General features: G+C 74.8%; 11 protein-coding genes and 1 pseudogene. 5 read left to right on the forward strand and 7 right to left on the reverse strand.

Annotated elements, in window-relative coordinates; genetic code table 11:
* Positions 1-5 precede the first annotated feature (5 nt).
* From ACWDCZ_RS28355 to ACWDCZ_RS28375, 5 genes and pseudogenes are all read left to right on the forward strand, one after another.
* Positions 6-278, forward strand: coding sequence for an acyl carrier protein (locus ACWDCZ_RS28355; protein ID WP_449817301.1), 273 nt, complete (start codon positions 6-8; stop codon positions 276-278).
* A complete protein-coding gene (locus tag ACWDCZ_RS28360) occupies positions 275-1,462 on the forward strand; it encodes an acyl-CoA dehydrogenase family protein (protein WP_449817302.1) in 1,188 nt (395 codons plus the stop codon). The genes ACWDCZ_RS28355 and ACWDCZ_RS28360 overlap by 4 nt, the downstream gene beginning before the upstream one ends.
* Before the next feature lie 98 nt (positions 1,463-1,560).
* The gene (locus ACWDCZ_RS28365; protein ID WP_449817303.1) at positions 1,561-2,712 is read left to right on the forward strand and encodes an HAD-IIIC family phosphatase; all 1,152 of its coding nucleotides are present in this window, start codon (positions 1,561-1,563) and stop codon (positions 2,710-2,712) included.
* A 5-nt stretch (positions 2,713-2,717) separates the two neighbouring features.
* Positions 2,718-5,870, forward strand: a pseudogene (locus ACWDCZ_RS28370) (type I polyketide synthase); the annotation flags it as partial.
* Between the two features lie 10 nt (positions 5,871-5,880).
* Positions 5,881-6,687 (forward strand): thioesterase II family protein, encoded by an 807-nt coding sequence (locus tag ACWDCZ_RS28375; RefSeq protein ID WP_049652921.1) that lies wholly within the window; start codon positions 5,881-5,883, stop codon positions 6,685-6,687.
* A gap of 75 nt (positions 6,688-6,762) precedes the next feature.
* Here the strand turns inward: ACWDCZ_RS28375 and ACWDCZ_RS28380 are convergent, their stop codons facing one another.
* From ACWDCZ_RS28380 to ACWDCZ_RS28410, 7 genes are all read right to left on the reverse strand, one after another.
* A complete protein-coding gene (locus tag ACWDCZ_RS28380) occupies positions 6,763-7,386 on the reverse strand; it encodes a response regulator (protein WP_049652923.1) in 624 nt (207 codons plus the stop codon).
* Positions 7,383-8,666 (reverse strand): sensor histidine kinase, encoded by a 1,284-nt coding sequence (locus ACWDCZ_RS28385; RefSeq protein ID WP_117490458.1) that lies wholly within the window; start codon positions 8,664-8,666, stop codon positions 7,383-7,385. The genes ACWDCZ_RS28380 and ACWDCZ_RS28385 overlap by 4 nt, the downstream gene beginning before the upstream one ends.
* Positions 8,667-8,670: 4 nt before the next feature.
* Positions 8,671-9,411 carry an ABC transporter permease gene (locus ACWDCZ_RS28390; protein WP_049652927.1) on the reverse strand — a complete coding sequence of 247 codons (741 nt, stop codon included), beginning with the start codon at positions 9,409-9,411 and terminating at the stop codon, positions 8,671-8,673.
* A gap of 11 nt (positions 9,412-9,422) precedes the next feature.
* Positions 9,423-10,331, reverse strand: a complete 909-nt coding sequence (locus tag ACWDCZ_RS28395) for an ABC transporter ATP-binding protein (RefSeq protein ID WP_049652929.1) — start codon at positions 10,329-10,331, stop codon at positions 9,423-9,425.
* 231 nt (positions 10,332-10,562) lie between these two features.
* Positions 10,563-12,326: an ABC transporter ATP-binding protein gene (locus ACWDCZ_RS28400; RefSeq protein ID WP_449817304.1), complete on the reverse strand. Its 1,764-nt coding sequence runs from the start codon at positions 12,324-12,326 to the stop codon at positions 10,563-10,565.
* On the reverse strand, positions 12,323-14,164 hold the full coding sequence (locus ACWDCZ_RS28405) for an ABC transporter transmembrane domain-containing protein (protein ID WP_449817305.1): 1,842 nt from the start codon (positions 14,162-14,164) through the stop codon (positions 12,323-12,325). Before ACWDCZ_RS28405 ends, ACWDCZ_RS28400 begins: the two co-directional genes overlap by 4 nt.
* Before the next feature lie 377 nt (positions 14,165-14,541).
* Positions 14,542-15,936 (reverse strand): trypsin-like serine protease (locus tag ACWDCZ_RS28410; RefSeq protein WP_449817306.1); only part of this gene is annotated, 1,395 nt, incomplete at its 5' end.

Here is a 15,936-nt window from a genome sequence, read left to right on the forward strand (position 1 = left end):
GACACATGACCACCGCGAACGCCGCTGCCGGGACGACCGCCGTCGAGCAGGCGCTGAGCGCCTTCCTCGTCGGACACACCGGCGCCGAACCCGAGGTCGAGCAGGACCTCTTCGCCACCGGCGCGATCTCCTCGATGTTCGCCATGGAACTGGTGGTGTTCCTGGAGGACGAGTACGACATCGAGATCGTCGGCGCCGAGCTGAACCGGGACAACTTCCGCAGCATCCGCGCCATGGCGGCCATGGTGCTGCGCCTGCGCGGGACCGGGGCCGCATGAGCGGCGGGGCCACGGGTACGGCCGGTGCGGGCGCCACGGGTACGGCCGGTGCGGGCGCCACGGGTACGGGCGGGACGGGCTTCGACACCGCCGCGATCGACGCCCTGGTCGGCGACGGGCCGGCCGCCTGGGACGCGGCCGGCCGGATCCCCGTCGAGCTGCTGCGCGAGCTCGGCGCGATGGGCGTGCTGTGCGCCGAGGTGCCGGCCCGCTTCGGCGGGCCCGGCCGCACCGGCCAGGAGAACGGCGAACTCACCGCCCACGTCGGCGCCCTGTGCAGCTCGCTGCGCAGCGTGATGACGGTCCAGGGGATCGCCGCGGCGGTCGTCCGCCGCTTCGGCGACCGCGAGCAGCGCCGGCGCTACCTCGGGCAGCTGACGAGCGGCCGGCTCGCCTGCGTGGGCTTCAGCGAGCCGGGCGCGGGCTCCGACCTCAGCGGCATGACCACCCGCATCCGTCCGGCCGAGGACGGCAGCGGCGACCTGATCGTCTCCGGCGAGAAGATGTGGATCACCGGGGCCGCCTACGCCGACCTCGTCATGGTCGTCGGCCGCTACGGCGACGGTCCGGACGGCGCCGCCGCGATGGTGCCGACGGACGCGCCCGGCGTCCGCATCGAGCCCGTCGCGGCCCCGCTCGGCTGCCGCGCCGCCACGCACTGCCGCATCGTGCTCGACGACGTCCGGATCCCGGCCGACGCCGTGCTCGGCGGCGGGCGCCAGCCGCTCGCGCTGCTGTTCACGGTCGGCCTGTCCTACGGCCGGATGTCGGTGGCCTGGGGCTGCGTCGGCATCCTGCGCGCCTGCCTCACGGCCGCCGTCGGGGACGCCCGCACCCGCGAGCAGGGCGGCGGCCCGATCGGCGAGCACCAGCTGGTGGCCCGGCACATCGCCGAGCTCTACACCTCGGAGCGGATCGCCACCCAGGTCTGCCGGCACGCCGCCGAGCAGTGGGACCGTACCGCCCCGGACGCGGCGGTGACGGCGGTGCTGGCCAAGCAGGTCGCCGCCACCCACGCGACCCGCGGCGCCGCGACGGCCGTCCAGGTGCTCGCCTCGCGGGGCTTCACCGACGGCCACGTGGTGGCCCGGGCCTACCGGGACGCCAAGGCGATGGAACTGATCGAAGGCAGCACCGAGATCTCGCAGTTGATCCTCGCCCGGCACGCCCTCGACCGGCTCTGAACCGCCCGCCGCCCCGCACGGGCACGACGTACCACGAGCACTGAACGCACCACACGCACCACGAACACGGCAACGAACGGAAATCGAAGGAGCGCCCCGTGTCCGACGCACCCACCCTCGTCAAGTGCCTGGTCTGGGACCTGGACAACACCCTGTGGCGGGGCACCCTCCTGGAGGACCACGAGGTGGTGCTGCCCGAGGAGATCCGCCGCACCATCGTCGAACTCGACGCCCGGGGCATCCTCCAGGCCGTGGCCAGCAAGAACGACCACGACCACGCCTGGCAGCAGCTGGAGGCCCTCGGCGTCGCCGAGTACTTCGTCCTGCCGCGGATCGGCTGGCACCCCAAGTCCCGGTCGGTCAAGGAGATCGCGGACGGGCTGAACTTCGCCCTGAAGACGGTCGCCTTCATCGACGACCAGCCGGCCGAGCGCGCCGAGGTCGCCCACCACCACCCCGAGGTCCGCTGCTTCGACGCGGCGCTGGCCGCGGAGCTGACCGGCCTCCCCGAGTTCAGCCCGGCCGTCGTCACCGTCGACGCCGCCCGCCGCCGCAGCATGTACCAGGCGGGCTTCCGCCGGACCGCCGAGCGCGAGGAGTTCACCGGCCCCGACGAGGCCTTCCTCCGCTCGCTGGACCTGGTCATGGAGATCAAGCGGGCCGATGACGCCGACCTCTCCCGGGTCGAGGAACTCACCCTCCGCACCAGCCAGATGAACGCCACCGGCGTCTACTACTCCGACGCCGACCTGCGGGCCCTGATCGCCGATCCGGAGCACGAGGTCCTCACCGTCTCCCTCACCGACCGCTTCGGCCCGCACGGCGCCGTCGGCGTGCTGCTCGTCGGCTACCACGAGCGGGTCTGGCACCTGAAGCTGCTGGCCACCTCCTGCCGGGTGGTGTCCTTCGGCGCGGGCGCCGTCCTGCTGGACTGGCTGATCGGCGAGGCGGCGGCGGCCGGGGTCCACCTGGCCGCCGACTTCCGCCGCACCGACCGCAACCGGATGATGGAGATCGCCTACCGGTTCGCCGGCTTCACCGACGCGGCGTGCGACTGCCTCGCCGAACTGCGCTCTGCCGATGCCGATGCCGACGCCGGGGCGGCCGGCTCCGGGCGTGCGGGCATCGAGTTCCGGCACCTGGTGGCGGACCGCCGCCCGGCCCCCACCACCGTGCGCGTCGACGCCCCCGCCCTCGGCCCCGTGGCCTCTACGGGTTCCGCGGGTTCCACGGGCGGAGCCGGCGCATGACCGCCGAGCCCCTGGCCGTCATCGGCATGGCCTGCCGCTACCCCGGCGGCATCGACTCGCCCGAGGACCTGTGGCAGGCCCTCGTCGACCGCCGCACCGTCGCGGGCCCGTTCCCCACCGACCGCGGCTGGGACCTCGACGCGCTGCGCCGCGACGGGCGCTGCGCCACCGACCGCGGCGGATTCCTCGACAGCGCGACCCGCTTCGACGCCGCCTTCTTCGACCTCTCCCCGCGCGAGGCCGACGCCATGGACCCGCAGCAGCGGCTCGCCCTGGAGGTGGGCTGGGAGGCCCTGGAGCACGCCCGCATCGACCCGACCACCCTGCGGGGCTCCCGCACCGGGGTGTTCCTCGGCGCCGAGGCCCGGCCGTACGGGCCCCCGCTGCACGAGGCGCCCGCCGACCTCGCCGGCGTGCTGTTCACCGGCACCGCCCCGAGCGTCATCAGCGGGCGGCTGGCCCACACCCTCGGCCTCAACGGCCCCGTCCTCACCGTCGACACCTCGGCCTCCAGCTCGCTGGTGGCGCTGCACCTCGCCGTCGAGGGGCTGCGCGGCGGCGAGTGCGAACTCGCTCTGGCCGGCGGGGTGACGGTGATGACGACGCCCGGCTACCACGTCGCGTTCAGCGCGCTCGGCGGTCTGGCCCCGGACGCCCGCTGCAAGCCCTTCTCCGCGGACGCGGACGGCGTGGCCTGGTCCGAGGGGGCCGGCGTGCTCGTGCTGGAACGGCTGGAGCGGGCGCGGCGCCTGGGCCACCGGGTACTGGCGGTGATCCGCGGCTCGGCCGTCAACTCCGACGGCGCCAGCCACAGCCTGACGGCCCCGAACGGCGAGGCCCAGCGCGCGGTCATCCACGCCGCGCTCGCCGACGCGGAGCTGGCCCCCGCGGACATCGACGCCGTCGAGGCGCACGGCACCGGCACCCGGCTGGGCGACCGCGTCGAGGCGGGGGCCCTGCTCGCCGCCTACGGCGCGGACCGGGCGCACGGGCGCCCGCTGCTGGTCGGCTCGGTGAAGTCCAACCTCGGCCACACCCTCGCGGCGGCGGGCGTCGCGGGTGTCATCAAGACGGTCCTCGCCCTGCGGCACCGCACGCTCCCCGAGTCGCTGCACATCACCGAGCCCACCCCGGCCGTCGACTGGGGGGACGGCGCGGTGCGGCTGCTGACGGAGCCGACCCCGTGGCCGGAGACCGCGCACCCGCCCCGCGCGGGAGTGTCGGGCTTCGGCATCGGCGGCACCAACGCCCATGTCCTCCTGGAGGCCGCCCCCGCCGAACCGGCTCCCGCCGCAACCACTGCGTCCCCGCCCGCCGCGTCCGTGGTGGACGGCGCCGACCCCGTCTGGCTGCTCTCCGCCCGGTCGCCCGCCGCGCTGGCCGCGCAGGCCGAGCGGCTGCGGGAGCACCTGGCGGCCCGGCCGGAGGCGTCGGCCGGGGAGGTCGCCCGGTCCCTCGCCACGACGCGGGCGGCGCTCGACCACCGGGCCGTCCTGCTCGGCCCGCGGCCGCTGGACGCCCTGGCGGATCTCGCGGCCGGCCGTCCCTCCGCCGCTGTCGTCACCGGCGCGGTCGGCCCCGAGGGCCCCGGGCGGACGGTGTTCGTCTTCCCCGGCCAGGGCGGCCAGTGGGTGGGGATGGGCCGTGAGCTGGCCGCGTCGTCCCCGGTGTTCGCGGCGCGGCTGGCGGAGTGCGCCGAGGCCCTCGCGCCGTACGTGGACTGGCAGTTGGACGATGTGCTGGCGGGCCTTCACGGTTTCGAGGCCGCCGACGTGGTGCAGCCGGCGCTCTGGGCGGTGATGGTCTCGCTGGCCGCCGTGTGGCAGGCGGCCGGTGTCTCTCCCGACGCGGTGGTGGGCCACTCCCAGGGCGAGATCGCGGCGGCCGCCGTCGCGGGAATCCTCTCCCTCGACGACGCCGCCCAGGTGGTGGCCCTGCGCAGCCGGGCGCTGACGGCGCTGGCCGGGCGCGGCGGGATGCTCTCCGTCGCCGACGCGGTGGACGCCGTCCGGGAGCGGATCGCGCCGTTCGGGGAGCGGCTTTCGGTCGCGGCCGTCAACGGCCCCTCGGCGACGGTGGTCTCCGGTGAGCCCGACGCCCTGCGGGAGTTGGCGGACGCGTACGGTGAGGCGGTGCGCACCCGGCTGATCCCCGTCGACTACGCCTCGCACAGCGCCCACGTGGACGAGCTGCGCGAGGAGGTGCTCGCCGTCCTGAAGGGGATCGAGCCGGGCCCGGCCCTGGTCCCGATGGTCTCCGCGCTGACCGGGGAGTGGCTGGCCGGCCCGGAGGCGGGCCCGGAGTACTGGTACGCGAGCCTGCGCGAGACCGTCGAGTTCGACCGGGCCGTCGGGGTGCTCACCGCCGCCGGCCACGGCGCCTTCGTCGAGGTGTCCCCGCACCCGCTGCTGGTCGGCGGCATCACCTCCGAGGCGGCCGTCGGCACCCTGCGGCGCGAGGACGGCGGCCCGGACCGCCTGCTGGCCTCGCTGGCCGAGGCCCACGTCCGGGGGGTGCCCGTCGACTGGGACACGGTGCTGCCGGCGGCCGGCCGCACCGTGGACCTGCCGACGTACGCCTTCCAGCGCACCCGCCACTGGCTGGCCGCCGGGCAGCAGGCCCCGGCACGTCCCGACCCGGACGCCGGCGCTCCGGCCCCGGCCACCACGGCCCCTGCGGCCCTGGGCACCCAACGCGCCGTACTGGACCTGGTCCGCGCCCACGCCGCTGCCGTCCTCGGCCACGACGGCGCCGGGGGCGTGCACCCGACCCGCACCTTCAAGTCCCAGGGCCTCGGTTCCGTCCTGGCCGTCGAGCTGCGCAACCGCCTCGCGTCCGCCACCGGCCTCGCGCTCCCGCCGGGCCTGGTGTACGACCACCCGTCACCCGCCGTCCTGGCGTCCCACCTGCACGCCGCCCTGAACCCCGATCCGCTGCCCGCCGCGCTCGACGCCCTCGAAGCGCTGCTCGCCGCCGCCGAGGACCCGGCGGTCCGGGAACGGGCGTTGGCCCGGCTGGAGTCGCTGGTCGGCCGGACCGGCGGCGGGTCCGCTGCCGGGCCCGGCCGGGGGACCGGCGCGGACGCGCTGTCCGACACCACCGACGACGAACTCCTCGCCCTCATCGAGGCCGAGCTCGGCCCCGACCGTGATCACTGAACGGAGAACCATGTCCGCCCGACCCGACCCCACCGCCGACGACGACCTCTGGCTGCGCTGCTACCGGAGGACGGAGGCGCCCGCCGCCCGCCTGGTGTGCTTCCCGCACGCGGGGGGCACCGCCCCGTTCTACCGCCCGGTGCCGTACGCGCTGGCCGCCGCCGACCGCGTCGAGGTCCTGGCCGTCCAGTACCCGGGCCGTCAGGACCGCCGCCGGGAGGAGCCGATCGCCGACCTGAACGTCCTGGCCGACCGGATCCACGAGGTGCTGGCCCGGCAGCCCGAGCTGCCCCTGGTGCTGTTCGGCCACAGCATGGGCGCCGTCGTCGCCTTCGAGGTGGCCCGCCGCTGCGAGGCCGCCGGCCGGCCCGCCGCCCGCCTGGTCGTCTCCGGCCGGCGCGGCCCGGCGATCGGGCTGGGCCCGACCGAGGGGGTGCACCTGCTCGGCGACGACGCGATCACCGACGAGATCCGCCGCCTGGACGGGTCCTCGTCCGTCGTCCTCGACGACCCGGACCTGATGGCGGCCGCGATGCCGGCGCTGCGCGCCGACTACCGCGCCATCGAGACCTACCGGGCCGGCGCGGACGCCGTCGTCAGCTGCCCGATCACCTCCCTGACGGGCGACCGCGACCCCAAGACCTCGGTCGCCGAGGCGGAGGACTGGCGGGCCCACACCACCGGCGGGTTCGACCTCCAGGTCTTCCCTGGCGGGCACTTCTTCCTCACCGAGGAGATGCCGCGGGTCATCGGCCTGCTGGACGGCCACCTGGCCGAGGCCGTCGACGCCCCGCGCGCGTCCTCCGGCGGACGGTGACACGGCCGCGGGTGCCGCCCGGACGGGTCGAACCGTCCGGGCGGCACCCGCGGAGCACTCCGGCAGGGGCGCAGGTCAGGGCGTCAGGTAGCCGTGCGAGAACCCGGCGGCCACCGCCGCCGCCCGGTCGCTGACCCCGAGCTTGGCGTACATGTGCAGGAGGTGGGTCTTGACCGTCGCCTCGCTGATGAAGAGCTTCCGCGCGGCCTCGCGGTTCGTCGTCCCCTGGGCGACCAGTTCGAGGATCTCCAGCTCGCGCGCCGACAGCGGCGCGGGCGCCGGCCGTCGGACCTGGCCCATGAGCCGGGTCGCGATCGAGGGGGAGAGCACCGCCTGCCCCTGCGCGGCCGCCTCCACCGCGCGGAACAGCTCCTCCCGCGGCGCGTCCTTCAGCAGGTAGCCGGTGGCGCCGGCCTCGATGGCGGGCACCACGTCGCTGTCCGTGTCGTACGTGGTGAGCACCAGCACCCGCGAGGGCACACCGCGCTTGGTCAGCTCCTTGATGGCGGTGACCCCGTCGGTCCTCGGCATCCGCAGGTCCATCAGGACCACGTCGGGCCGCAGCTCCTCCGCGGCGGCGATGGCCTCCGCGCCGTCACCGGCCTCGCCGAGCACCTCGAAGCGGGGATCGGCCCGGAACATGCCCCGCAGGCCGTCCCGCACCACCGGATGATCGTCGACGATCAGCAGGGTGATCATTCCGCACCTCCCGCGGGGATGGCGGGGACGGCCGCCGAGATCGCCGTCCCGCCCCCCGGTTCCGACTCGATGGCCAGCCGCCCGGCGAGGCGCTGCACCCGCTGGCGCATGCCGAGGAGCCCGAACCCGCCGCTGGCGGACCCGTTGACCCGCTTGGCGCTCGGATCGAAGCCCACGCCGTCGTCCCGCACGTCGAGGGTGACCAGGTCCTCCATGTACGACAGGGTCAGGCCGACCCGGCCGGCCCGCGCGTGCTTGGCCACGTTGGCCAGCGCCTCCTGCGCGGTGCGCAGCAGCGTCACCTCGACCTCGGTGTGCATCGGCCGGGCGTCGCCGGTGGTGGTCAGCACCGCGTCGATGTGGTTGATCTCCGACCAGCGCCGGGCCACGTCGCCGATCGCGTCCGGGAGCCGGGCCTCGGCGAGCACCGCCGGCTCCACCGCGTGGACCGTCCGGCGGGCCTCGACGAGGCTCTCGCGGGCCAGGTTCGTCGCGTTCGCCAGGTGCTGGCGCAGCGTCGGGGGCTCGTCCAGGGTCTGCTCGGCGGCCTGGAGCTGGGTCAGTATGCCGGCCAGCCCCTGGGCCAGGGTGTCGTGGATCTCCCGCGCCATCCGCTGGCGTTCGTCCAGGACGCCCGCCTCGCGGGCCTGGACCATCAGCCGGGCGTGGAGGGCGGCGTTCTCCGCCAGCGCGGCCTCCAGCTTGGCGTTGGCCTCGTGCAGTTCGACGAGGGCCTGCTTCTGCTTGTCGTTGCGGTGGTCGGCCATCTCGACGAAGTAGAACAGCGCCCCGGCCAGCACCGCGGAGATCAGGCCGACGGCCAGCCACGCCCACCACATGTGGGCGTCGTTGATGCCGGCCACGCCCCCCATGAACGCCGCCGCCGAGATCATCGCGGTGACGGCGGCGCCGACGTACCGCCGGCGACCCCGCAGGTACTTGAAGGCCTGGGGGTAGCCGACGAAGGTGAAGAGCCCGTACCAGGGCGCGACGCCCACCAGGGCGGCGGCCAGCAGCATCAGCCCGGTGTAGTACACGCCCATCAGCCGGCGGTTCTGCCGCCGTTCCGGGCGCAGCGTGCGGAAGCAGAGCATCCAGAGCGCGGCGGCGGCGGAGAGCCCGAGCACCAGCGTGAAGTGCATCGGCACCCGCCAGACCAGCTGCAGCAGCGTGATCACGGTGCTGATCGCCAGGAGGACGTACGGGAGCGCCTTGAAGGCCGCGGTCTCCGTACGCTCCCAGTGATCGAACTCGGCGCGCAGCTCGGCCTCGATGCTCAACCCTCTACTCCCAGCGGAAGTATCGCGCGGCCAGTCCGCCGGCCACGATCGTCCACCCCAGCATGGCGGCGAGGTGGATCAGCTGCGGCCAGTGCCCGGCGGTGGTGTCCTGCAATGATTGCACGCCGGCGCCGAGCGGAGTCAAGTCGCTGATGGTCAGCAGGACATCGTTCATCTTGGCGCGCGGCAGCCACAGGCCGGCGAAGAACACCAGCGGGAAGAAGACCAGCGAACCCATCGCGCTGGCGCTCCGGCCGGTCGGCGCGAGCGCGGCGACGAGCAGGCCGACCGCGAACATCGCCAGTGCCACCAGCAGGTAGCTGAGAAGGTAGGCGGGGAGCTTGCGGGGCAGGTCGACGTCGAACGCCAGCTTGCCGATGGTCAGCATGACCAGCATCGTCACCACGGACAGCACGGTGGCCATCAGCAGCTGCGCGCCGAGCATCACGCCCGGCTTGACCGGGGTGGTCCGCATGCGCCGCAGCACACCCTTCTCCCGGTACGAGGCGAACAGTTGGGACAGGCCGCTGAGCGCGAACAGGGCGATGCCCATCGACACGACGATCGGCAGGTACAGGGTGATCGGCCGCACGTTGCCGAGCTCGGGGCTGTTCGCCCGCATCGAGGGGATCAGGCCGAGCACGACGAGCAGGATCGGGGCGAACGCGAGCGCGAAGAACACGACGATCGGCTCGCGGAGGAACAGCTTGGTCTCGGTGGCGGTGAGCCGGAGCAGGGGGGACACGGTGGGACTCCTCAGGATTCGACGGGGCGGCCGGTGAGCGCGACGAACGCGTCCTCCAGCGAGTTCTGCTCGACCCGCAGGTCGAGTGCGGTGATCCGCTGGCCGGCGAGCAGGGTGGTCACCGCGAGCAGCAGGTCCCCCCTGCCGGTCACGACGATCTGCGGGCCGGCCCACTCGACGGAGGTGACCTCGTCCAGTGCGGTCAGCCGGGTCTCGTCCAGCGGCCCGGACGGCCGGAACCGGATCCGCTGCCCCTTGTCGACCCGCGACACCAGGCCGCCCGGGGTGTCGATCGCGATGACCCGCCCGGTGTCGATCACGGCGAGCCGGTCGCAGAGCCGCTCCGCCTCCTCCATGAAGTGCGTGACCAGCAGGATCGTCACGCCCCGGTCGCGGATGCGCTCGATCAGGCCCCACACGTCGCGGCGCGCCTGCGGGTCGAGGCCGGTGGTGAGCTCGTCGAGCACCGCCACCTTCGGGGTGCCGAGCAGCGCGAGCGCGATCGACAGCCGCTGCTTCTGCCCGCCGGACAGCCGCCGGAACTGGGTGCCGAGCTTGCCGGTGAGGTTCAGGATCTCGGCCAGCTCGCGCCAGTCGGCCGGCTGGCGGTAGAAGGAGCTGTACAGCTCCAGCGCCTCGCCGACCTTGAGCTTGTCGGGCAGCTCGCTCTCCTGCAGCTGCGCGCCGAGCAGCTGCCGCAGCTCGCCGGTGTCGCGCTGAGGGTCGATGCCGCAGACGCTGATGGTGCCGCCGTCCGGGGTGCGCAGCCCCTCGATGCACTCGACGGTCGTGGTCTTGCCGGCCCCGTTGGGCCCCAGGATGCCGAAGATCTCGCCCTGCTCGACGGCGAAGCTGACCCCGTTCAGCACGGAGTTGTCGCCGTAGCGCTTGACGAGGCTGTCCACCTCGATGATTGCCATGGCATCAGCCTGGCAGTCGGCCCCGGTCCGCCGGATCGACTGGACGGCCAGACCTGGGGCGGGCGGCGGTGGATGCCCGGCATCAACCGATCGGTTGATGGCTGCTCAGCGGGGCCTGCGGCGGGGCCCGCTGCTGCTCAGCGGGCCCGGCCGCCGGATCCTCCAGGGTGCCACGCGGGCCGGTCCGGCGGAACCCCCGTGAACCGTCCTCCTGTTACCGCCGGAGGGAGTTCAGCCCTCGCCGTTCCACGACCGCCACAGCGCCGCGTAGGACCCGCCGGCGGCGACCAGTTCGTCATGGGTGCCCAGCTCGACGATGCGGCCGGACTCCATGACGGCGACGCGGTCCGCGTCGTGGGCGGTCTGCAGCCGGTGGGCGATGGAGACGACCGTCCGGTCCGAGCGCACGGCGGCCATCGCCCGCTCGGCCTGCCGCGCCGTGGTCGGGTCCAGCAGGGAGGTCGCCTCGTCGAGGATCAGGGTGTGGGGGTCGGCCAGGTGGACCCGGGCGAGGGTGAGCTGCTGGGCCTGCGCCGCGTCGAGTTCGACGCCGCCGGCCCCGAGCGCGCAGTCCAGCCGGCCCGGCAGGTCGTGCACCCAGCCGGCCTCGACCAGGGCGAGCGCGGCGAGGATCTCCTCGTCACCGGCGTCCGGGGCCGCCATGGTCATGTTGTCCCGGAGGGTGCCCATGAACACGTGGTGCTGCTGGGTGATGAGGACGATGCGGTCGCCCAGGCCGCCCGCCGCCGCCAGGTCGGCGACCGGCACGCCGCCGACCCGGACGTGTCCCGCGTCCGGGGCGTCGACCCCGGACAGCAGCCGGCCGAGGGTGGACTTCCCGGCGCCGGACGGGCCGACGACCGCGAGCCGCTCGCCCGGGCGGACCACCAGGTCGATGCCCTTGAGCACGTCCGGCGAGCCCGGGTAGGCGTACCGGACGCCGCGGACCTCGATCCGGTCGTCGGACGGCCGCCGGTCGAGCACCGGCGGATCCTCCGACACCAGGCCGACGCCCTTGATGCGGGCGAACGAGGCGCCGCTGCGCTGCAGTTGCTCCATCCAGTTGAGGGCGCGGTCGAGCGGGTCGACCAGCTGCCACATGTACAGGCTGCCGGCCACCACCGTGCCCAGGCCCACCGCGCCGTCGAGGTAGCCGAGGCCGCCGACCAGCAGGACGAGCGCCGTGGGCAGCGCGTGGGCGAACTCGGTGACGGGGAACAGCACGGTGCGCAGGAACAGGGTGCGCACGCCGGCCCGGTAGGCGGTGTCGATCGCCCGGTCCACGGCGAGGTCCTGGCGGGGGCCGAGCCCGAACGCCTCGACGGTGCGGGCGCCGTGGGCGGTCGCGTTGAGCGCCTCGGCGACACCGCCGTAGGCGGCGCCCTCGGCGAGGTAGGCGTCCCGGGCCCGGCGCAGGTACCAGCGGCCCACCGCCCAGACGACCGGCAGGCTCACCAGCGCGCACAGCCCGATCAGCGGGTCGAGCAGGAACGCGGCGCCGAGGACGAACAGCACCTGGACCGCGGCGATGAAGACGTCCGGGGCCGCGTTGCGCAGGGTGGCGGCCACCGTACCCACGTCGAGGGAGGAGCGGGTCACCAGGTCGCCGGTGCCCACCCGCTCCGCGTACCGGCCGGGCAGCGCCAGCGTCCGGTCGACGACCTCCTCCCGCAGCCGGGCCAGGGCGCGCTCCCCGAACCGGTGCGAGAAGTAGCGCGCGAAGCGGGTCAGCAGCAGCTGGGCGAGGGCGAAGCCGAGCACCGCCGCCGCCAGCACGTCGACCTGGCCGACCGTCAGCTCGCCGTTCTCGACCCGGGTGACGATGCGGCCGAGGTACCACGGCGCGGCGACCCCGGCCAGGGCGGCGAGGCAGGTGAGGAGGAGGACCCCGCACATCGCCCGGCCGTCGTCGACGAGCAGGCGCCGGACGGCCCGCCGTACGGTCGCCCGGTCGGCGACGGGGAGCCGGTGGGGGTCGTCGTGGTCGTGGCTCATCGGGACGCTCCTTCCCGGGGCTCTGCGGTGGCGTCGGCCTCGGGGCGGGCTTCGGCGTCGGGGCGGGCGCCGGGGTCCGGACGGGCTTCGGCGTCGGGGCGGGCGTCGGGGTCGCCGCGGAGGACCAGCGCCGCGTAGGCGGGCTCGGTGGCGAGCAGTTCGCCGTGGGTGCCCGCGGCCCGGACCCTGCCGTCCACGAGGTGGCAGACCCGGTCGGCCCGGCCGAGGACCAGCGGGGAGGTGCCGACGACCAGGGTGGTGCGGCCGGCGCGGAAGGCGCCGAGCCGGGCGGCGACGGCGGCCTCGGTGAGCGCGTCCAGGGCCGAGGTGGGCTCGACGAGCAGCAGCACCTCGGGGTCGGCGAGCAGGGCCCGGGCCAGCCGCAGCCGCTGGAGCTGGCCGCCCGAGACGTTGCGGCCGCGGTCCTGGAGCGGTGCGTCCAGGCCGCCGGGCAGGAGGCCGACGAGGTCCTCGGCCGCCGCCGCGTGCAGCGCGCGCCCGATCTCCGCCGCCGTGCGCCCGCCGTGGACCGCCACCGCGGAGCCCAGGGTGCCGCCGAACACGTAGGACTCGTTGTCGGACACCAGGACGTGCCGGCGCAGCGCGGCCGTCTCCCACGCGGAGACCTCGACGCCGCCCCAGGTGGCGCCGGACGGGGTGTAGCCGGCCAGCCGGTCCACCACCGCGCGGGCCTCGTCGGCCCGTGCGGAGACCAGGGCCGTGACCTGCCCGGGGCGCAGCACCAGGCCCGACTCCGGGTCGTGCAGCTCCGCCGGACCGTCGGGCGGCGCCGTGCGGGTGCGCTCGCCGGAGGACTCGGGCCGCAGCGCCAGGATGTCGATGACGCGGCGGGCGGCGACGAGGCCGCGCGGGAGGTCGTCGGCGCCCTCGACGAAGAACGAGACGGGTGCCAGGAGGGCCGCCACGTACCCGTAGACGGCGACCAGTTCGCCGACCGTGATGTCGCCGGCCGCCGCCATCCGCGCGCCGAGCCAGGTCACCACGGCCAGGAAGACGACGGGCAGGCAGGCGCCCACCGCCTGCACCCAGCTGGTGAGCGAGGCCACCCGGTAGCCGAGCGGCACCAGCGCCCGGGAGCGCTGCCGGTAGCGCCCGGCGAACATCGGCTTGCCGCCGATGCCGTTCAGCACCCCGAGCCCGGCCACCAGGTCGCCGGCCAGGGCGGTCAGCGCCCCCTGCTCCTCGCGGTAGCGGCCCTCGGCGCCGTGCAGCCTCCCCATCAGCGGGCCGATGACCACGGCCAGCAGCGGGACGCCGAGCAGGACCACCGCGGCCAGGACGGGGGAGATCCGGACCAGCAGGACGGCGGCGGCGAGGTACGCGAGCACCGCTCCGACGCCGGGCCCGGTGATGGTCAGCGTCTGGGCGATCCGGCCGGTGTCACCGGCCTGGAGGTGCGTCAGCTCGCCGGCCGACACCTGGCGCGGCAGCGTCGTCCCCAGCCGGTTCACATGGCGGGTGACGGCCTGGACCGTCCGGAAGGCGGCGTCGGCCCGGATGAACGTCATCGTGCGGTGCCGCAGCATGCCGAGGACCGCGATCAGCGCCCCGACCGCGAGGACCACCGCCACCCAGCCGACCAGCGCCCCGGTGTCCCGCGCGCGCAGCCCGTCGTCGATCGTCCGCGACATCAGGTACGGCGGCAGCATCAGCGCGCACATCCACAGGCTCCCCCAGGTCGCGCCGAGCAGCACCCGCCTGCGCTGCATCGACACGAGCCACCAGAGGTACCGCAGCGGGCTCCGGTGGTCGGGCGTTCCGGGGTCGGTGTACGGGACCCGGCGGGTACCCGTGGGCAGGTCCGGTCCGTCGGTCATCGCGCTCCGTCCTTGGGCAGGTTCGCCGGGCCCCGGGGACGACGTCCTGGCGGCGCTGCCCTGTCGGACTCCGGCGGAGACGGCCGGTCCCGGACGCGAACTGCCGCACACCGACGGCGGGGTGGCGCCCGGAAGTGGTCACGGCACCGCCCGCGTGCCGGCGCCGCCGGAGCATTCGGCCGCCGAGCTGCCGGGATGCCACCGTACTCGAAGAAGTCCGCACGTGAACGGGCCGAGGAGGATTGTCCGGAAATCGGACTGCCCGACCACCCTCAGCGGACCGAGGTGTGACGGTCCGTCGGACACCGGCACGCGGGCGCCCCGGTGCGGGACGGTGGTCCGCTCCCGCGCCAGGACGCCCGCCGGCAGGCCGTGGATCAGATGGAGCTGGTGATCACGGTGCCGGTGTGGTTGCCGGGGATCGAGGTGAGGTCGAGGTACTCGGGGTCGGCCCAGGTGCCATCGAGGTGGCGGGCGGTCAGGATGACCTTGTTGTCGTTGGTGGTGACGGCGAACTGCGCGTCGGTGTCGACGGTGGCGGCGCTGATGCCGGTGCCCGTGACCTTCCCGATGACGTCGACGAGGGAGTTCATCCGCGACCAGTCGCCGGAGGCGTAACGCAGGGTGTGGTACTGGCCGTCGCTCGCGACGGTGGCGAGGTCGAGGTCGTTGTTCTGGCGGGTGACGGCGACGGAGGTCACCGGCCCGGTGGCGCCGGCGACGTCGGAGACCGATCCCCAGAGGGACCAGGCGCCGCTGACGTTGCGCCGGGTGTGGTAGACCTTCCCGCCCGACACGGCGGCGATGTGCAGGTCCCCGGAGGCGGTTCCGCCGGCGGAGATGGCGGTGATGCCGTTGAGCGGCCCGGTGTTGTCGGTGACCACCTTGAACCCGCTCCACTGGCCGTTGCCGTAGCGGGCGGTGTGGAACAGGGTGCCGTTCGCGACGACCACGATGTGCAGATCGGCGCCGACCGGGGTGGCGGCGATCTGGGTGATGTTGCCGAGGTCGGCGACGTTGGCGTTGACGTCGATGAACTTCTGGCCCCAGCTGCCGTCGAGGCTGCGGATGGCGTGGTGCAGGTGCCCGTCGCCGCCCAGGGCCAGGACGTGGGTGTTGGTGTCGATGCCGGCCGAGGTGACGGCGCGGACGCCGCCGATGTTCCCGGCCGCGGCCTGGACGTCCTGGTACGGGGTCCACGAACCGTCGTACAGGCGGGTCGCGGCGTAGAGGTTGGTGTCGCTGCGCACCAGGGCCTGGGTCTTCCAGCCGATGGCCTTGGCGCGGGTCTGCTGCACCCAGCCGGCGATGTCGTCGACCCGGGAGCTGAAGGCGCCGGTGCGGGTCTCGGTGGCGGGCACGCCCAGGCAACCGCCCTGCCAGGAGCGGGAGGCGACCGCGAGCAGCTCGGCCTTGCCGTTGGTCGTACGGACCACGGGGGCGCCGGTGTCGCCCTTGCAGACCGCCGCACCGCCGGTACCGGTGGTGCCGATGCCGGTCGCGCTCACGGTGTCGAGGGTGAACGCGCCGGTGTGGAGCTTCAGCGGCGCCCACTCGTCCTTGGTGCGCCCGTACCCGGGCACGCGCAGCGACTGCCCGGTGGCGGGCGCGGCGGTGGCGACCCGCAGCGGGGCTATACCGTCGACGGGCGTGGCCAGACGGGCCATCACCAGGTCGCGGTCGGCACGCGGCACCAGCTCGGAGACCTCGGCGGTCTTGCCGGCGCCGGTGGTCAGATCGGTGCGGCCGATGGTCGCGGTGGTCTTCCACTT

This window comes from Kitasatospora sp. NPDC001225, assembly GCF_053597855.1.